Consider the following 20,228-nt stretch of genomic DNA (forward strand, 5'->3'; position numbering starts at 1 on the left):
GGTTGTGTTCACTTCATGAAGACTCCTGTAGCACCCTCCATTCATACGGAAATTCCGCGCGCGGAGTACCCCAGGCCGGATTTTGAACGAAAAGACTGGTTGAATTTGAACGGCCAGTGGTCGTTCCGGCTCGCCCCGGAAGGATCGGATGATGTACGACAGCAAACGGGTACGGGCACCGATGGTTACGCTGCTGCCCTGCAGGGCGGAGACGCCAGCCTTTTTACCTCAGAGATTACGGTGCCGTTCTCTTGGGTCAGCCCCTTGTCCGGGATTGAGCGCAACGAGAAGGGGGTAGGCTGGTATCGTCGGTCCGTGAAATGGGAGCCGACCCGGAAGCAGTCCCGAATCTTTCTGCGGTTTGGCGCCGTCGATTATCTCTGTGATGTATGGGTCAACGGCAAGCATGTCGGCTCGCATCAAGGCGGCTACGGGACCTTTGAATTTGATGTGACAACGGTTTGGGATACGGCAAAGGACAATACGATCGTTGTCCGTGCAGAGGACTTCGACCATAATTACCAAGCCCGAGGGAAGCAGGGGTATGGCGAGATCAGGGGCATTTGGCAGCCGGTTTGGCTGGAGGCCCGGCCGCAAACCTACATGGAGCAAGCTATTTTTACGACTTCCATTGACGGTCAGATCGAGTTGAAATCCAAGATCCAGGCTCAAGAAGCAGGCGTAGTGACACTCCAGCTCTCGTTTGCGGAGGGCTCGGTTACGCATCAGGTGGAGTGGGAGCTGCAAGAAGGCGCGAACGAACGGACAACGGTGTTCCAAGTCCACGACCCGCGGCTGTGGAGCCCCGAAACCCCTCATTTATACGAAGGGGAGCTGCGTCTGGCGGGTTCCTCCGGCGAAGATGTTGTCCATACTTATTTTGGCATTCGGGAGATCGGAACGGCGAAGTTCGGCGGACGGGATTATCGCTGGATTACGCTCAACGGGAAGCCGGTCTATTTAAACGGAACGCTGGACCAATCCTACCACCAGACGGGATTCTTCACCTACCCGACGGATACGGAGATGCGGGACGAGATCTATCTGATGAAACGGCTTGGACTGAACTTCGTGCGGATTCATATTAAGCCGGAGGAGCCCCGCAAGCTGTATTGGGCGGATAAACTCGGGATTCTGGTGATGGAGGATATGCCATGCTTCTGGGGTAATCCGGATGAAACAGCACGTTCTGCCTATGAACGCGAGGCGCTGGAAGTGATTGAACGGGACCGGAATCATCCGTCGATTTTTTCCTGGGTCATGTTTAACGAAACTTGGGGACTCCGTACGGATAGCGAGTCCGCCGGCCTGACGGGCGGCGAAGGACAGCATCGGTATTATCTTCCGGAGACGCAGGAGTGGGTAAGGGAGAAATACAGATGGGCCAAGGAGCTGGACCCGACTCGGATTGTAGAGGACAATTCTCCATGCGCTTACGATCATGTGGAGACGGATATCAACACGTGGCATTTTTACATCAATGGGTATGAACCGCTGCGCAATCATATCGAGGAGATTGTCCAGAAGACTCATCCGGGATCCGAACATAACTATATCGGCGGCAATCAGCAAGGCGACGCTCCGCTCATGAACAGCGAATGCGGAAACGTGTGGGGAATTGACGGAGGAGCCGGGGACAGCGATCTCGCGTGGCACTATCGTTACATGCTGAACGAATTCCGGCGCCATGATAAGCTGTGCGGTTTCGTATTTACGGAATTCCGCGACGTGACAAACGAATTCAACGGCTACTACCGTCTGGATGGGACGGACAAAAAATTCGGGTATGAGGATTTTGTGCCGGGCATGACGATCGCCGATCTGCACACGCCGGACTTTATCGTGATCGATGCACCGCCTTGCCAGACGCTGGACCAAGGGGCTGAGAAGACCATACCGCTGCTGCGTTCCAGTTATTCGGATCAGTACCATGGACAGAAGCTTATTCTGGCTTGGGAATTATCCTATGATCAGCTCGGAACGAAGGTTGTAACTGATCAAGGGACCCTGGAAGTGGCCTGGGACGGCTATGGTGTTGCGCCACTAACGGAACTCAAGCTTCGCATGCCGAAGACCGATGCAGTTGCGATCCTCGGAGTTCGTCTCTTAAATGCAGCGAACGGTGTGGTAACGCGCAACTTTACAACGTTTGATGTGCGTGGCGGACAGGGACAGGGGAACGATGGAGTGGAAGGCAGAACCGTAAGCATCCCGGTTAACACATTCCGTGAGCAAAGCTTCAGCTACATGTGGGAGGCGCTTCAAGGCTCCAAAGTGAATGGCGGCGGAGAGGGCCGATTCGTCTATGAGGTGCAGCTGCCGGATCATGACGAACAGCGGTTGATCCGCGATATCGAGATTTTCTTCGAGGCCGGCGCGAAACGCTTATTGGCCAGAAATATCGAGGGCGCGCGGCATCGCACGCACGGAATCGACTTTATGCACGGGGCTTCGGCGGATGTGGAGTATAACCCGAGCACTTACTATATGACGGATGAAGAGCTGCATGAATCCCGTATTTCCGTGTGGGTGGACGATGTCCAAATCGGTGAGGCTGTGCTCGCGGATGATCCTGCCGATAGCCGGGGCGTGCTGTCGTGGCACTATCAGCCGGTCCATAATCTTCTGGAAGAGGCCGGTTCGTACGGATACCTGTGCCAGGCGCAGGTTCCGGGTAGACTCGCGGCTGAGCTTGACCGCAAGCGCAGCTTCCGACTGGAGCTGCGGGCCGAGAAGGGTGGCATCAGTCTGTATGGTCGGAATGCAGGGCGTTATCCGATCGATTTGCTGGTGCGGTGTCGGTGATCATATATAAATGAAATGGGCTGCCTGCAAGTAGCAAATAACTACTTGTCGGGTTGCCCATTTTTTGGAGGTTTCTTCTTTTATTGGGTTTCCATACGGGATTTTCGTATTTTAATATCTCAATATGTTATAATTTTCCTAGTACGATATACGGCTGTAAGGGCGGTCGGCTAATCTCCCAGAAGGGAGGTGATGCCCATGGAGGTCAAAGATGCACTTTCCTTAATGTTCATGTTCGGCATGTTCATTTTGGCATTGCTCACCTACATGAAAAAGAAATAGACCGCCCTGGTTAGGATAACGGTCTATTTCCGACCCATCTTACGTGGCCGACTGCTATTTATGCAGTTATTGTACTTTGGAGTCGTGTTACCGCACGGCTCCTTACTTATTCTTACCTCAGTATACCTCATTTTATAACGCTTTTATAGATGTCGTTTATTTTTACAATTTTCCTTTAGTTCACTCACTTGACTAAATCCCAACTTCTTTAGAAGTCTCTGCGACTGAATATTCTCCTTCTTGATCAGAGAGGCGGGGATTCCTGTTAATCTGAATAGCAAAAGCAAGGACTCTTTTATAAGAATCAAGCCGTTATAAAAAAGCCAGCGTCATCCAAATGGTTGGATAACACCGGCTTCTATAGCCTGTCTTGCGACGAACCTATTTCACCGCTTCTTCCAGAACAGCTGCAGCGCCATCTTCGCGCACCATAGGGCGAACAGAAGGAACAGCAGCGCCCAGACAAAGGCCGGGAGCACGGTCATGTTGGCCAGGTTGGAGGCGTCGCCCGCTTGCTTGGGCTGGGTCAGCGCCATGGTCAGGAGGGTTAGCGGACCGACCACGGACTCTTCCAGTACGAGAAAGGCGAGCAGCAGGTAGTAGAAATTCCGGACCTTTTCGCCAAGGAAATAGAAGATCAGATTCACGATCATAAAAATAATGAGCCACCATAATCCATAGCCGGCGCGAACGAAGAAGATGATCATAATGAGGGCAAGCACGGTAATGGTGATCAGGCCGGTGGCCTGTTTTTTCTTGGCATAGCCGTAAAACATCAGAATGGCAAACAGGGATGCCGACATATAACCTGCAAGCGAGACCACAATCGGACTCCAGCCGCCGGAAGCCAGCATGGAATAGGTCACGCCGCTGTGATCGGGATTCAGTTCGATGCTGAGCACCCGCCCCGACATGAGAAGGGTCATGACGGCATGCCCCAGCTCATGGATCATCGTATCCAGGATACGGAACCAGGAAGAGAAGGGGATCAGCCTTGTCAGAATAGCCGCGCCCACTAGAAATAACAATGCTTTCAGCCATTTATTCATTCGAAGGTCCTTTCAGCATAAAGTCATTCGCTAGACTATCATTCCGTCCATTATAATACAGATGAGAAACATGTGAAAACCGGTTAGTCCCTATAGGTTAAATGGTATAATTGAAGTTGTGACGGAGGTTCATATTCGATGAAAAACGATAAGCCTAACAACGACAATCACATAGAACATATAAGACATACTACGCTCGTGAATGACCAAGGAATTCGTTTTGCCGAATTTGAGCTGGCCGGCGACGAGCAGGACGTCCCATTACCGGACAAGCCATCGGATCATCAGGGGCAGGCAGCCGTTGATTCTGCTGCACCAGCGAAGGAATCCCTGATCGTGAAGCCGCAGCAGCCGCTGGATATGAATTGGGGCGAGGACTTCCGCTACGTGACCAAGGAGCAGCAATTCGTACAGAAAGCAAGGGAGCTCGCATGGCATGTGGAGGGAGAGGCCCCTTTTGTGGCTTTCAAAAGCTATTGGCCGACCTACGACCAGATGGCCAGCGACCAGTTCAAATGGTATTTTTACTGGCGGGAGGAAGTCAGGTCCGGGCGGTACCCGGATACGGACTTATCCTATTTGTTTGTCTATTTTTACGAGCTGATCCATGGCGTGGGCTGGAGCGAACCCCTGCAGGGCTATGAATTGATGGAGCAGGCGTGGACGGCCTACCGTAAGCGATATGCCAAGCTGGATACGTACCTGCGGGAGTGGTTATATGATTTTATGATCGTGCATGGCTTGGATATGCCGATTCGGGAAACGTACCAGCGCTTCCCGCGCGTTTTATCCGCTGAGCTGAAGGAGAAGGAATGGAAGCGCCGGTTCTCCCTCCAGCCCGTGGAGCTGACGTGGGAGCTGCTGCTGGATTTGCTGGATTATGACGTGGAGAAGAGTCGTTTTTACCAGGAGAATGGCCGCAAGGACCTGGAACAGTACGCCCCGAAGGTGATTGCGCTCGTGGACAGCTACTTAGCCAAAATGAAGGGGCAGCGCTTCATCGACCGCTTTCAGCCACGGCCTCGGCAGGTGAAACGGCATTTATTCCGCAGCGCGGTGTACGATCATGGGTTATACGGGCGAAACGTCGTGCTGACGGTGGTGTCCTTAAGTGAGTACGTTCCTCTGCGCTCCTATATAACGGGTCTGGTTCGCTTGACCGAGAATAAGCTGCGGGAATTGAGAGGCTTTAAGGGACGGCTGCGCGGGGCGGATGCAGTTGAGCCCGAAGTGGAAGAGATCATCACCCGTTATCTGAAAAAAGAGATTCAGGAGGAGCTGGAGGCTCAGCGCAAACAGGCGATACCTGAGGTTCAGATCGACACGGGGAAGCTGCGCAGATTACAGCGGGAGTCGGACCAGGTCCGCGAGATGCTGCTTACGGAGGAAGCCGGGCAGCAGGCTGAAGCGATCTACAGCCAGCCGACACTGGAGCCTGCTCCGTCGGTTGGAGCTTCTTCAGGCCACGCCGAAGCTGCGAGAATAAACACTAACATGGCTGCGCCTTCCAAGGGTCAGTCCTCGCGAAAATCTGCGGCGAAGAAACCGGACGTGTTCCAGGCGGTGATGGATTTTGATGCGGATCCTTATGAGCCGGGCGCCATAGAGGTGCGTGAACAGTTTGACGATGCAGATGTCATCGTTCGTTCCGTGAACAGGGAAGAATCGGAGTCAGAAGCAGCTAATGGAAGGTCGATGGAGCCGTCAGGTAGCGCTGATGATAGCTTGATGCAATCCATCGGTTCTCTAAAAGATCATTCATCTGAAGTTGGGGGTATCGATGTTATGGACCCGCACGTTGTAGATGAAGAGATCTATACAGGGATGCCTACAGCAGGAGAGCAGTCGTGGCAATGGGAGGTAGAGGATGAGGAATGGCAGGAGCTCGCAGAGCGTCTCAATCCCATCCACTTGGAAGTTCTCCACACCCTCAAGGCGGGACCGAACCGTTCGGGGCTGCAGCAGATTGCGGATAAGGCTGGTTCTATGCCGGCGCTGTTGCTCGATGAGATCAACGAGGCCGCGATGGATACCATCGGTGATCTTTTGATCGATGGAGAGGCAATTGCGGATGATTATATAGATATGCTGGAAACATTAAAGTCCGTATAACCGGACGTGTTGAAATAGACTGGCTCTTTATGTTTTGAGAGATGTTTGGAAGATGCTTGAAAGAGGTGGAACTATGACGGAACTAAAAATACCGAAACGGCTCACAACCGCCCTCGTGAACTCTTTAACGGCAGGGGTGGTGCCGCGGGTGGGGCTTGAGTTCATCGCCGTCGGCCGGAAGCCGGAGGTGGAGTCGATCCTGCGCGATATGGATAATATCGCCGAGGGCGGGGCCGCCTTCCGTCTGATTACGGGCCGCTACGGAAGCGGCAAAAGCTTCCTGCTGCAGATCATCCGCAACTACGCGATGGACCGCGATTTCGTGGTGGCGGATGCGGATCTATCGCCGGAGCGGCGGCTGGTGGGGACGAAAGGGCAAGGGCTTGCCACGTACCGTGAGCTGATGACCCATCTGTCTACGAGGACGCGTCCGGACGGGGGCGCGCTGGAAGCCATTTTGCAAAAATGGATCGCGGCGATTCAGCAGGACATCATGCAGGAGACGGGCCTGCGTCCGGATGACCCTGCCTTGAACGATAAGGTGGAAACGCAGATTTATGCAGTGACGAACGGCATGCAGAATCTGGTGCACGGGTTTGATTTTGCGAAGGTGCTGGCTGCTTATTGGAACGGCTATAAGCTTGGTGACGATGACCGCAAGGGAGCGGCGCTGCGCTGGCTCCGCGGGGAAGTCCCGACGAAGACGGAAGCCCGCAAGGACCTTGGCGTCGGGGTCATAATCGATGACGACAATTGGTACGATTACATGAAGCTGTGGTCGGAATTTACAGCTGCCATCGGGTATAAGGGATTGCTGCTGTTTATTGACGAAGGGGTTAACCTCTACAAAATCACCAACAGCGTGTCCCGCCAGAGCAACTACGAGAAGCTGCTGACCATGTTCAACGACACGATGCAGGGCAAAGCGGAGCATTTGGGCATCTACATGGGCGGAACGCCGCAGTTTGTCGAGGATGAGCGCCGGGGGCTGTTCAGTTATGACGCGCTGCGCTCCCGTCTGATCGACGGACGCTACGGCAGCAGTTCGCTGAGAACCTATACGTCGCCCATCCTGAAGCTGGACATGCTGTCGTATGAGGAGATTCTTATTCTCCTGCAAAAGCTGCGGGATATTCACGCCTTGCACTTCAAATATGAAGCGCAGTTAACGGATGATCAGCTCATCGCGTTCATGCAGACGGCCGTGAATCGGCTGGGGGCTGAGGAGCTGCTGACCACCCGTGAGGTGGTGCGGGATTTCATGGATCTGCTGCACACGCTGCATCAGCATCCGGAGGCCACGTTTGAGGAGCTGTTAGGAGAGCGCGCCGCAGTGCAGCCGCAGGGCAAAGGGCAAAGCGATGCTCCTTCGGACGATTTGGACGATCTGCTGGCGGAGTTTGAATTATGAGTGCGAACCCTTTTTCCAGACTGGCCCCGTTCATTCAGGAGTTTATCTATAAAAAAAGATGGGACACGCTTCGCGAGGCGCAGGTGGAGGCCTGCCGCGTCCTGTTTAATACGCCCAATCATCTGCTGATCGCTTCGGGCACGGCATCGGGCAAGACCGAAGCCGCGTTCTTCCCGGCGCTGACGGAGCTGTACAACCTGCCTTCCAGCTCGGTCGGGATTCTGTATATCGGGCCGCTTAAGGCGCTGATCAACGACCAATTTGAACGCATCACCGATCTGTTGAAGGAAGGCCAGGTGCCGGTATGGCATTGGCACGGCGATGTGTCCCAGGCCGAGAAAACCAAGCTGATGCAAAAGCCGTCCGGCGTGCTGCAGATTACGCCGGAATCGCTCGAGGGGCTGCTCATGAACCGGCCGAACGCCATCCCGGCGCTGTTCCAGAATCTGCGGTATGTCATCATTGACGAGGTCCATGCCTTTATGGGAGCTGATCGGGGCATCCAGGTGCTGAGCCAGCTGACCCGGATCGAGCGGATGGCTGCCTGCTCGCCTCGCCGCATCGGGCTGTCCGCAACGCTGAGCGATTACGAGACCGCAGCCGGCTGGCTGGGAGCGGGCACGAAGAACGCGGTTGAAGTCATTGCCCCGCAAGGAGGCCGGAAGCTGCGGCTGTCGGTCGAGCATTTCTCCTTCCCGGATGCGCGGGATGAGAAGCAGGCGGAGCAGCTGGAGCTTGCGCGCAAAGCCTATTACGACTTCGTGTACGACAACACGCATCTGAAAAAAGCGCTGGTCTTTACGAACAGCCGCTCGGATGCCGAGCTGACCACGCTCGAGCTGCGGCGGATTGCGGCTAAGCGCGAGCAGCGGGATGTCTTCCATGTACACCATGGAAGCATCTCCGCGATGCTGCGCGAGGAAGCCGAGGCCGCGCTGCGCGAAGGTCCGGGGCCAGCCGTTGCGGCGGCCACCCTGACGCTGGAGCTCGGCATCGATCTCGGCGAGCTGGAGCGGGTGATCCAGCTTGGCGCGCCGTACAGCTGCTCCAGCTTCGTTCAGCGGCTGGGCCGCTCCGGCCGGCGCGGGGATCAGGCCTCCGAGATGATGTTCCTCTGTCCGGAGGATGAGGACGAGGAGGCCATGCTGCCTGCGCGCATGCCATGGATGCTGCTCCGGGCCATTGCGGTCATCGAGCTGTATGTCCGCGAGAAGTGGGTCGAACCGCTGGCCCTGCGGAAGAAACCCGTTGGCGTGCTTTACCATCAGACGATGAGTACGCTCAAGAGCATGGGCGAGGCTGAGCCGCCGGATCTGGCGAGAGCGGTGCTGACCCTGCCGGCTTTCCGCGGCATTGAGCCGGAGGAATACAAGGAGTTCCTGCAGTATTTGCTCCAAACCGATCATATCCAGCGGACGGAAGAAGGCAGTCTGATCATTGGCCTTGGCGGGGAGAAGATCGTGAACAACTACCGCTTCTATGCGGTATTTAAGGACGATGAAGAGCATGTCGTATATAACGGGTCGGAAGAAATCGGATCGATTACGACGGTGCCGCCGCCGGGTTACTGCTTTTCGCTGGCAGGCAAGCTGTGGAAGGTGGAGGAAGTCGATACGAAGCATAAGGCCCTGTATGTGAAGTCGGCCAAGGGCAAGGTCGATACCTTGTGGCTTGGCGCAGGCGGCGATGTGCATACCCGCGTGGTGCAGAAGATGCGGGAGGTGCTGGCCGACAGCGCTATCTATCCGTACCTGGCACCAGGGGCAGTGAATCGTCTGGAGCGGGCTCGCCGTCTTGCCCGGGAAAGCGGACTGCTGAAGCAGGTGGTCCTACCGGCGGGCGGCGACTCCCTGTTCATTCTGCCTTGGGCGGGCAGCAAGCAGTTCCGCACGCTGGAGCGATTGCTGAAGCATAATCTGTCCGAGCGGCTGGCTCTTCGCTCCATCGTGCCGATGGAGCCGTATTATATGGTTGTCGCGGGTAAAGTCGATAATAAGACGCTGATGGAGGAAATCAAGAAGGAACTGATGGATTGCGAGGATGCCGGCGCGCTCCTCGATCCGGATGAGGCGCCGTATCTCGGCAAATATGACGAGTTCGTTCCGCCGAAGCTCGTTCGCACCGCTTTTGCCGCCGACGGACTGGATCTGGAAGGACTGGCTGAGGTGCTGGGGATGGCACATGGAGCAGCGGGAAGGGGGGCTACGGATGTGTGACAAGGAAGAAGTACTTCCTGGAGGCAATGTGAACGAAGTCGTACGTATCGGAAATAACGTTCACCGTACTACAAACTGGAGTTCTTTTGTACATGACTTGCTTCGACATTTGGATAAGCAGGGTTTTGAAGGCGCCCCCAAGTTCATAGGCATTGATCATAGCGGTCGCGAGATCTTGTCCTTTATTCCTGGAGAGGTGCCGGGTAACCAATATCCTGATTTTAAACCTTATATATGGTCAGACCATGCCCTTATCCAAAGCGCAGCGTTGTTAGGGCGTTATCATGACGCCGTACAAGGCTTTGCTGCAACTTCGATCCAACCGGAGGATGCACAAAACTTTCGGGCTCTGGAGGAGTGGGCTGATGAAGTGATCTGTCATAATGATGCCGCGCCATACAATATCGTTTTTCAAGATGAAGTGCCGGTTGCACTGATTGATTTTGATTTGGCTGCGCCAGGTTCAAGAATCTGGGACATCGTTTATATGCTGTATACCTCAGTCCCGCTGGCAAGCTTTGCAATAGATTACTCTACAGGGACATCGATACCTTATCAATCGGAATTACATGCTGCGGATCGCACGCACAGAATATCGCTGTTCTTTAAGTCCTATGGCATATCACCGCCTCCCAACTTGAAAGAATGGACGATAAGACGCATCCAGGCATTATGCGATACACTTATAACTGGTGCGGCACAAGGCAACAAGGCTTACCAAAACATGATCGATGAGGGGCATGTGGCCCATTACGAAAAAGAGATTCGATTTCTGCAGGCTCACTTCGAAGAGTGGTACCGATGAAGGGTACCGATTTGAAGAGTGTCTGCTTTTTTTCATGCATCCCCCAATAGTCGTTGAGCATAACTGAAAAAATATTTGTAACCCCTTCCAAAAAAGCATTGTGTTCACCTCACGTATGTGGTAACTTATGTACATAAAAACGTTTTTATCGCAAAGGAAGAATGGAATGGTTATATGGGCAAAGTAACGATCAAGGATGTGGCAAGAGAAGCCGGGGTATCCATTTCTACGGTTTCAAATGCATTGAATGATGTAGATGTATTGAACCCGGAGACCAAATCCCATGTGCTGAAGGTGGCGGAGCGGCTCAATTATGTACCTAATCTGAACGGAAAGCTGTTGAAGTCGGGGAAGACCAAGATGCTGGGCTTCTTTACGACAAGCGTATCAGGGCCTTACTTCTATACACTGGTGGAGTCGATGTCACGGGAATGTGACCGTCAGGGTTATGGCTTGAACGTGTTTGTGACCAAGGATAAACAGGTGATTATGAGCAATATTATGGGCGGCCGGGTGGATGGCGTCATTATCTTCGAAGAGCTGAAGATTGATGATAGAGACATCGCCGCCATGGAGAAGGACAAGATTAAGGCCGTTTTCCTGGATCGAGAGGTTCAGAACGAAACGATGGGCAGCATCATATTCGACTCTTACGTAGCCGGTTATGAAGCAACCAAATACTTGATCAGCCTGGGGCATAAAAAGATCGCCTACATCTCCGGCGTGGATACGATGTTTGACAGCGTGCAGCGGAAGGAAGGGTATCTGGCTGCGCTTCGGGAGTGCGGGTTCCCGATCGACGGAGACTACATACTGCAGGGCTATTTTGAGGAAGAAGGCTCTTATAACGCCGTCAAATCGTTTCTTCACTTACACCCCGGGAAAGTACCGGATGCTTTTCTTGCCGGTAATGACGTGAGTGCCATCGGCTGCATTCGGGCGTTGAAGTCCCATGGTTACGAGGTTCCGCAGGACGTCAGCGTCGTGGGCTTCGATGATATCGATATCGCGCAGTATTTTACGCCGCCTTTATCGACCGTACGCAATCAGATTGCCAGACAGGGGATTCTGGTGGTGGATCATCTGGTGCGTATGATTCAGAAGAAAGAGAAGGGCAAGATTCAGAAGCTTCCAGGGGAGCTGGTCGTTCGCGGCTCCAGTCATGTGAAGATGAATCGGAATGAATCGGGTTAAGGGAAGAAAAGAAATCACACCAAGTCGATTTTTTAAAATGATTTTAAAAAATCAGGGGTTTTTTTCGCCAAAAATAAAAACGTTTTTATGCGTTTTTTGATCAAAGGAGGCTAAGCAGGTGAGCAAAACAGCTGCAGTTCAGTCAACCGGCACGGGCCCGGTTCAACCCGCCGGGAAGAAGCCGATGGGGCAGAGGATCAAGGAATTCCTCATCGATTACAAGCGACAATGGGAGCTTCAATCGATGATCATTCCCGGCGTTATCTTCATGTTTATCTTCTGTTACATACCGATTTACGGTTTGACGATTGCGTTTAAAAATTACACCGTTATCGATACGCTGGATTCCGCGCCGTGGGTTGGCCTGGACAATTTCAAGATTATTTTGTCTGACAAGTATTTCTGGGACTCCGTCGTCAACACGCTGGGCATCAGCTTCTTGAAATTGGCGATCGGCTTTGTCATTCCGATCATTCTGGCCATTATGATTTACGAGGTTGGCATGGGGCGATTCAAAAAATTCGTCCAAACGGTCTCATATCTGCCTCACTTCTTGTCCTGGATCGTTTTGGGCGGCATGCTCATTACCTGGTTCTCGACATCCGGCCTGTTCAACGAAATATTGCTTGCTCTGGGGCTGATTTCGCAGCCGCAAAACATTTTGCTTGATCCAAGCAAGTATTGGTGGATTGCAACGCTGTCGGATATTTGGAAAGAGGCCGGCTGGGGCACGATTCTGTACCTGGCGATCATGGCCAAGATCGATCCTACCTACTACGAGGCCGCAAGAATCGACGGGGCTAGTCGACTGAGACAAATCTGGAACATTACCCTACCGAACATGAAGATGATTATCAGCTTGAACCTGATCCTTACTGTAAGCGGTTTATTGGGATCGAATCTGGATCAAACCCTGGTGCTCATGAATTCGCAGAACCGGGAAAAGGCCGAAGTCATTAACTCGTACGTGTACCGGATGGGAATGACGCAGGGCGATTTCTCTTATGCGACCGCCGTTGGTTTGGGTGTATCCATTATCTCTGTCATTCTGCTCGTTACGGCCAACAAAGTAACCAGTAAATTGAATGATAATCAATCCGTCCTGTAGGTCATGCAAAAGGGAGGTATTACGGTGAATTTGAAAGCAGCAAAAGGGGATCTTGACAGTCGGATCTTTGATACGATCAACATCATTTTACTGGTTACGTTTACGATCATCATCGTCGTTCCGTTATGGAACGTCGTCGTCTCATCTTTCAGTTCGGGCAGGTCCCTTGCCGAGGGCGGGTTCATCTTCTGGCCTACGGAATTCTCGCTGGAGAATTATCAGGCCGTGTTCAGGGATGCAAACATATGGAATGCCTTCTTCATCTCGGTGGCCAAAACGGTCATCGGCGTTATCACGCACGTGTTCTTCTGTGCCATGGTGGGTTACGGCTTGAGTAAAAAATACGTCCGCGGCCGCAAGTTCTACGTGGCGATGGGCGTTGTCACCATGTTTTTCTCGGGCGGCATGATTCCGACGTACTTGTTGATCAAAGACTTGGGGCTGTTGAACAGCTTCTGGGTTTATATTATCCCAGCTCTATTAAGCTTTTACGACGTCATCATTCTGATGAACTTCTTCCGAAATGTGCCGGATTCGCTGGAAGAGTCGGCGAAGATCGACGGTGGGGGCGATTGGAGAATTTTCCTGAGCATCTTCATTCCGCTTTCCATGCCGGCGATGGCGACGATTGCCCTGTTTAACGGGGTCGGGCAGTGGAACGATTTTATGACCACCAAATTGTATATTACCGATCAGTCGCTGTATCCGTTACAGATGATGCTGTATGAGATTATTGTGCAGTCCCAGACCCAATCGATGCAAAATATCGGTTCGGTTGCAATTCAGACGACCACCAAAGGGGTCCAACTAGCAACAATTGTCGTGACGACGCTGCCGATTGTTGTGATGTATCCAATATTACAGAGATATTTTATCTCCGGCATGATGCTCGGAGCAGTTAAAGAGTAGCGGAGACGCAGTTCTTTAAGGGAGTGGAAAAGAAGCAAGCCTGTAAAAACAAGGGTCTAATAAGTAAGCGCTTTTATTAAAAGGGAGGTTTACAGGATGTTGATGAACAAGGCTTTGGGTAAGAAGGGGCTTACGCTGATTACAGCACTGATGGCGGTTGTGCTGGTTGTGAGCGGCTGCGGCGGATCGGGCGGGGGCTCCGGATCCAAGAAGGAAAATTGGGTTTCGATCGAGGATCGTTATACACCGGATGCCGAGACGCCGGCTTGGCAGCTGGATAAAAAAGAAGAGACGACCGAGCTGACTTGGTACGTGAATGCGGACTGGTGGAACACGGATTTTGGCAAGGACGTTGTAACCAAGAAGATTAAGGAAGACCTGAACATCAATATCAAATTCATCACGGGCGACGACACCAAACTAAATACGTTTTTTGCCGGCGGGGAAATGCCCGATCTGATCACGACGTTTGACTCCAACTCTCCGGTCGTGCAGAAGGCGGCGACATGGGCGCTGCCGCTGAACGATCTGGCCGAGAAATATGATCCTTATTTCAATAAGGTAGCGGCACAGGATACGCTCAACTGGTTCCAATTGAAGGATGGCAAAACGTACGGATACCCGAACTATTCCAATACGCAAGAAGACTATGACAGCGGCAATATTCCGGCCAAAACAGCATTTATCATCCGTAAGGACGTGTACGAAGCGTTAGGCAAGCCTGCTATGGGAACGCCGGAAGAATTCCGGGCTGCTCTCGCAGATATTAAGCAGCAATTCCCTGCCCTGATTCCACTGGGCTTCAACTCCATCGGTGAAGGTACTGGCTCGCTTGGCGACGTGCTGCAGGATTTCATCGGCGTGCCGCTGGAGGAGAATGGCGGTTTCTATAACCGTAACCTGGATGAAGATTATCTGACCTGGGTGAAGGCGTTCAATACCGTGTATCGGGACGGCGCGATCAGCGATGATAGCTTTGCCGATGACGGAACGGCTTTTGAAGAGAAGGTGAAGGCTGGCAAATACGCAACGATTATGCTGGACGGCACGCCGCAGCAGGGCGGTAACCTGCAAAGCTTCTACAGCAACAATAAAGGCAAAGAGTACATCGCGATTGACGGACCGCAAAGCACGGCAGGACGTCAGCCGACGCTGAATCAATCCGGTATCACCGGCTGGATGATCAGCTTCATTACGAAAAATAATGCAGATCCTGCCAAGTCCATTCAGCTCTTCACGTACCTGTTAAGCGAAGAAGGACAAATGCTGATGAACTATGGTATCGAAGGCGAGACTTACCAAGTGAATGCGGACGGTACGGTGGAGTTCCTACCTGCCGTGAAGGATCTTCAGATGAACAATCCGGATACGTTCAAGAAGGATTACCGCATGGGCGAATTCATGTTCTTCGGGCATGACCGTCACAAAGCGCTGAGCGGGGATGCTTTCCCGGATGCGATCAAGCAAATGCAGGAATGGGGCAAAGGGAAGCTGACGCCGCACTTTATTTTGGAGAATATCAACCCGGATCAGGGAACACCGGAAGCGCGCTCTCTGACAGCCATCAATACGAAATGGAACTCCACGCTCGTCAGCATGATTCGTTCCAAGGATGATGCGGCGTTCGACAACCTCTTAAACGAATACAAAAAGTTCCTGGACGATAACAACTGGGATAAAATCGTCGAAGTCCGCAATGAGAAGATGAAGGCGAACAAAGAGAAGCTGGGGCTGAAATAAGGTAACGCTTTTATGATGGGAGAGCCCCTTCCTTGACAGGAAAGGGGGCTCTTTCTTTCTAAGTCAACTTCCAATATAGGGCGGGATAGGAAAGCCAGAAGGACCATAAGAAACCTGGAGGGAAACAACATGCTGAACATCACCATCTACCAGTCAAATGGGGAAGAGGAATTATTCGTTAGGAAAGACAAGGAGCAGCTAGCTCCCGGAATTTCGGACACGAAGCATACTGTTGTTATCGATGAGGAGCAGACGTTTCAGGAGATGGACGGCTTCGGCGCGTCCTTCACGGACTCCGCTGCTTATCTGATCCATCAAGTGCTGGAGACAAAGCAGCGCTCGGAGCTCATGACAAAGCTGTTCGATCCGAACGAAGGGATCGGGTTATCCGTACTCCGCCAGCCGATGGGGGCATCGGATTACGCGCGTGACTTCTACAGCTACAATGATATGCCTGAGGGCCAGACGGATATAGAGCTGGAGCAGTTCTCCATTGCGCATGATGAGGAAGATATCATTCCCCTCCTGAAGGAAGCACTCCGATTGAACCCGGATGTCAAGCTGATGGGTTCCCCATGGAGTCCGCCCGGCTGGATGAAAACGAGCGGTTCGATGATCGGCGGAGAGCTGAAGCCTGAATACTATTCGGTGTACGCTAATTATTTTGTACGTTACATCGAGGGGTATGAAGCCCATGGGCTGCATATTTATGCGATCACGCCGCAGAATGAGGCGTTGTATTCGCCAGGACATTACCCTGGCATGATCATGCTGCCCGAGGCGCAAAGCGATTTCATCAAGAATCATCTGAAGCCGCAATTCGTTAAGAACGGCATCGATACAAAAATCCTTTGTTATGACCATAACTGGGACAAGCCGGACTACCCGCTGACCGTTTTGGAGCAAGCGGGTGACGCCGTGGATGGCGTCGCTTGGCACTGGTACGGCGGCAAGCCGTCGGCCCAATCGGAAGTGTTCGACGCATTTCCGGGGAAAGAGGTTCATTTCACGGAAGGATCGGGCGGGGAGTGGATCCCGCCGTTTGAGCAGGCCTTCTCCAATGTGATGCGAACCGGAATCGAGATACTCCGCAATCACAGTAAATCCTACGTGTTGTGGAATATGGCGCTGGACGAGAAGAACGGCCCTACCGTTCCGGGCTTTGGAAAAAGCACCTGCCGCGGCATTGTCACGGTAAATCAGCAGACGAAAGAGCTTACCTACACGCTGGACTACTATGCGCTGGCGCATTTTAGCAAAGTGATCCGTCCAAAAGCGGTTCGCATTGCTTCGACCAGCGATGAGTCCATCCGTTCGGTAGCATTCAAGAACACGGACGGTTCGATTGCCGTCGTTATGTTTAACGACAGCGAGCAGGAGGAGAATGCTGCACTTCTTATACAGGGAACGGAGCAGCTTAACCTCCGCCTTGCACCGAAAAGCGCGGTGTCCGTTTTAATAGAGGAGTAATTCTGAAGTAACAGTTCATAGGTTAGACAAGATAAGGCACCCTAGTCGGCGCCGTTAGCCCTTTCGGTTAATGGTACCTCGGCGGAGGTGCCTTTTCATATATAGAGTTGGTTATTTCATATAGAAACGGTAGAATAATAATCAAGAATAAGGTTTACCAAAGAAAACACAGGTGACAATCATGACCATTAAAACGTTATTTATTGCTCCGTACCCCGCTATGAGCCATTTAATAGAAGAATGCCAAAAGGAAGAGCCGGAACTGGAAGTCCGAGTCGAGGTCGGCAATTTGCTAGAAGCGGTTCCTCTGGCAAAAGAAGGCGAGCGCCTGGGATATGACGTGATCATTAGCCGGGGCGGTACGGCCAAGCTGATCGAGCCTGAGGTGGGCATTCCTGTAATCGATGTCCATGTTTCAGGCTATGACATGCTGCGCGTGCTCACCTTGGCCAATCATTTTCCAGGCAAAAAAGCCATTGTGGGCTTCTCCAATATTACGCTCGGAGCCAAAGCCATTACCGATGTGCTGGATATCGAGGTGGATGTGTTCACGGTAGAGAAGGCGCAAGAGGTGGACCGGCTGCTGGAGGATCTGAAGGCGAAGGGCTTCGAATTAATCATGGGCGATGTGGTGACGATGGAGGCAGCCGCCAAGCACCACTTGGAAGGGATTCTGATCCAATCCGGGCGCGAGGCCATTTTCGATGCGTTTCAAAAGGCCAAATCCGCGTTTCGGTTACATGAACGGACGCAGTGGGAAATATCCTTTCTGCAAGCACTGCTGGAGGAAACGGCCGCGAACCTTGCCGTATTGGATGCTGAGGGAGAGGTTGTATATGAACAGTGGCCGGATTTCGGTTCCTGTCCGCTCCCTGTGGAAGCCTTACAAGCCGATCTTCGGCTAAACCGGGAGGCGGAAGCCTCCATCCTGATACATGAAAACGGAACCCGGAAGCTTAAACGGAAAAGGACGTTGAAAGTAATGCAGGGAAAACGGTATTATTTATACACTTTTTCCGAGCTGAAGCAAAATGGGGAGACTGCAGGCTATCATGTCGAGGCCGTGACCCAATTGCCGATGTTGATATCGCAAAGCGAAGCGATGCACGGTTGCCTGCAGCGGATCGAGGATCAACTGGACAGCCGCATCCTGATTCTCATCGGTGAAGCTGGAACGGGCAAGCAGCTGCTCTCCCGGTATATTCATTACCGCAAGAACGAAGGCCAGGGCTTGTATGTCCGGCTTACCGCAAAGCAGGCCATGGCCTTGTCGGGAAAAGACGAAGAAGAAGCTTGGGACAACGATATCCGCACGCTGTACATCCATGGATTGGAAACGATCGCTCCAGAAGAAATGGCGAATTTGAAGCCGTGGATGAACGAGATGAAAGACCGGGGGTTCACGATCATCCTCTCGCTGGAAAAGGATGATTCGAATTATCATCCACTCCTGCTGGACGAGGAGGCGGCAAGAATCGCCGTGCCGGCTCTGCGTGATCGCAGGGAGGACATCAAGCCGCTGGTGACTTATTATATTGCGTCCTATCATGGAACGCTAGGGACTTCACCAATCAAGATCAAGGATGAAGCGATTCTCCTGCTGACCCAGTACGATTGGCCGGGCAACGTGTCAGAGCTGAAAATCCTGCTCCAGGACGCAGTGACGGAGGAGAAGGGCTACGTGATCGGCAAGCCGCTCATTTCCCGGCTTCTTGCCAAGAAGGAAGGTCATCCGTCAGCTGCGATGAGCCCCGAGTTTCTTCAAGGTACGCTGGATGAGATCGAGAAGAGGATCATCGACGCGATTATGGAGGAAGAACAATTTAATCAGACGAAGGTTGCGGAACGGCTGGGTATCAACCGTTCGACCCTGTGGAGAAAGCTGAAACAATAGTTTCAGCTTTTTTTGTTTGGCGATCAATAGATCCCTCCGCTTCGGTAGATATTAGGAGAAGGAGGAATATATTTCAACAAGCTAGAGACAGCGCTGCAATCAATTGTTTAAATTTGCAACAATTAATCTTTAATATGTTGCAAATTTAATTGAATGCACTTACAATTATCCCTGCAAGCGATTTCAATATGAAATCACTGTTTAATATTGAAACAATTATTAAAGGGGTGTTACAATAATGAAGATTAAAGCGACATTGGATCGTATTCCTGGAGGTATGATGGTGGTGCCGTTGCTTATTGCAGCAGTCATCAATACCTTTGCACCGGATCTGCTTCGGATTGGGAATTTCACGGAGTCTTTATTTGTAAACGGTTCAAGTACATTGATCGCGCTGTTCCTTCTCTGTACGGGGGCACAGATTAACGTCAAGTCCTTTGGCGTATCCGTCGGAAAAGGGGCTACGCTGCTTGTCACGAAGTGGGTGGTCGGCGCAGCGTTCGGACTGATCGCTTACCTGTTTGCCGGAGAGAACGGATTGTGGCTGGGTCTGGCGCCGATTGCCGTCATTGCGGCGATGACCAACAGTAATGGGGGATTGTTCGTAGCCTTGGTTGGCCAATACGGCAGTAAGGAAGACCGTGCCGCTTATTCGCTGCTTGCCCTGAATGACGGGCCTTTCCTCACGATGGTGGCCTTATCGATCTTCGGCGCCATGGGATTCGTGGATGGCATGTTCTCCTTCGTGTCCTTTATTTCGGTCCTTCTTCCGATTATTGTAGGGATGGTGCTGGGTAATCTGGATGAAGAGATGCGCAAGTTTTTGGACAAAGGCAGCTCGATGCTGATTCCGTTCTTTGCCTTTGCGCTCGGGATGGGCATTGATTTCGGAGCGATCGTGGATGGCGGCTTGTCGGGTATCATTCTTGGATTGCTGACGGTTTTTGTTACAGGTACTGCAGGATACTTTGTGTTTAAAGCATTGAAATGGAATCCGATCGTGGGGGCTGCGGAAGGCTCCACAGCCGGTAATGCTGTGGCTACGCCTGCTGCCATCGGGGCAGCGAATGCATCCTTTGCGGCATTTACCGATATTGCGACGGTGCAGGTTGCGGCGTCCGTGGTAACGACCGCCATCCTGCTTCCTTTATATGTCGGATTTTTAGTGAAGCGTCTAGAGAAGAAAGGGCACTCATTTGATACAAAAACAGCAGATGCCGAATCATAGAAGGT

General features: G+C 52.3%; 14 protein-coding genes. 13 read left to right on the forward strand and 1 reads right to left on the reverse strand.

The genetic code is table 11. The annotated features are described in order from the left end of the window. Window positions 1-15 precede the first annotated feature (15 nt). Entirely contained in the window at window positions 16-2,805 is a 2,790-nt protein-coding gene (locus OHJ21_RS21175; protein ID WP_100539624.1) for a glycoside hydrolase family 2 protein, read from the forward strand. 198 nt (window positions 2,806-3,003) lie between these two features. Beyond that, window positions 3,004-3,087, forward strand: a complete 84-nt coding sequence (locus OHJ21_RS21180) for a putative holin-like toxin (protein WP_220687457.1) — start codon at window positions 3,004-3,006, stop codon at window positions 3,085-3,087. 386 nt (window positions 3,088-3,473) lie between these two features. Here OHJ21_RS21180 and OHJ21_RS21185 read toward each other — a convergent pair whose 3' ends face one another. Then, entirely contained in the window at window positions 3,474-4,136 is a 663-nt protein-coding gene (locus OHJ21_RS21185; RefSeq protein WP_100539625.1) for a M50 family metallopeptidase, read from the reverse strand. Between the two features lie 138 nt (window positions 4,137-4,274). On the opposite strand from OHJ21_RS21185, the gene OHJ21_RS21190 reads away from it, so the two are divergent. From OHJ21_RS21190 to OHJ21_RS21240, 11 genes are all read left to right on the forward strand, one after another. After that, complete coding sequence (locus OHJ21_RS21190) at window positions 4,275-6,248, forward strand: TerB N-terminal domain-containing protein (protein ID WP_100539626.1); 1,974 nt, start codon at window positions 4,275-4,277, stop codon at window positions 6,246-6,248. Window positions 6,249-6,321: 73 nt separating this feature from the next. Beyond that, entirely contained in the window at window positions 6,322-7,659 is a 1,338-nt protein-coding gene (locus tag OHJ21_RS21195) for an ATP-binding protein (RefSeq protein WP_100539627.1), read from the forward strand. Next, a complete protein-coding gene (locus OHJ21_RS21200) occupies window positions 7,656-9,875 on the forward strand; it encodes a DEAD/DEAH box helicase (RefSeq protein ID WP_486021091.1) in 2,220 nt (739 codons plus the stop codon). Before OHJ21_RS21195 ends, OHJ21_RS21200 begins: the two co-directional genes overlap by 4 nt. After that, entirely contained in the window at window positions 9,841-10,680 is an 840-nt protein-coding gene (locus OHJ21_RS21205; RefSeq protein WP_486021092.1) for a phosphotransferase, read from the forward strand. Before OHJ21_RS21200 ends, OHJ21_RS21205 begins: the two co-directional genes overlap by 35 nt. 174 nt (window positions 10,681-10,854) lie before the next feature. Further along, window positions 10,855-11,874: a LacI family DNA-binding transcriptional regulator gene (locus OHJ21_RS21210; protein ID WP_100539630.1), complete on the forward strand. Its 1,020-nt coding sequence runs from the start codon at window positions 10,855-10,857 to the stop codon at window positions 11,872-11,874. A gap of 118 nt (window positions 11,875-11,992) precedes the next feature. Continuing rightward, entirely contained in the window at window positions 11,993-12,982 is a 990-nt protein-coding gene (locus OHJ21_RS21215; protein ID WP_486021093.1) for an ABC transporter permease, read from the forward strand. Window positions 12,983-13,006: 24 nt separating this feature from the next. Then, window positions 13,007-13,891 carry a carbohydrate ABC transporter permease gene (locus OHJ21_RS21220; RefSeq protein WP_127595875.1) on the forward strand — a complete coding sequence of 295 codons (885 nt, stop codon included), beginning with the start codon at window positions 13,007-13,009 and terminating at the stop codon, window positions 13,889-13,891. A 96-nt stretch (window positions 13,892-13,987) separates the two neighbouring features. Continuing rightward, the gene (locus OHJ21_RS21225; protein WP_486021094.1) at window positions 13,988-15,631 is read left to right on the forward strand and encodes a type 2 periplasmic-binding domain-containing protein; all 1,644 of its coding nucleotides are present in this window, start codon (window positions 13,988-13,990) and stop codon (window positions 15,629-15,631) included. A 129-nt stretch (window positions 15,632-15,760) separates the two neighbouring features. Continuing rightward, entirely contained in the window at window positions 15,761-17,101 is a 1,341-nt protein-coding gene (locus OHJ21_RS21230) for a glycoside hydrolase family 30 protein (RefSeq protein WP_486021095.1), read from the forward strand. Window positions 17,102-17,282: 181 nt separating this feature from the next. Further along, window positions 17,283-18,995: a PrpR N-terminal domain-containing protein gene (locus OHJ21_RS21235; protein WP_486021096.1), complete on the forward strand. Its 1,713-nt coding sequence runs from the start codon at window positions 17,283-17,285 to the stop codon at window positions 18,993-18,995. A gap of 238 nt (window positions 18,996-19,233) precedes the next feature. Further along, a complete protein-coding gene (locus tag OHJ21_RS21240) occupies window positions 19,234-20,223 on the forward strand; it encodes a 2-keto-3-deoxygluconate permease (protein WP_100539636.1) in 990 nt (329 codons plus the stop codon). Window positions 20,224-20,228: the final 5 nt, after the last annotated feature.

This window comes from Virgibacillus sp. LDC1, assembly GCF_025792345.1.
Classification (GTDB): Bacteria; Bacillota; Bacilli; order Paenibacillales; family Paenibacillaceae; genus Paenibacillus_AQ; species Paenibacillus_AQ lautus.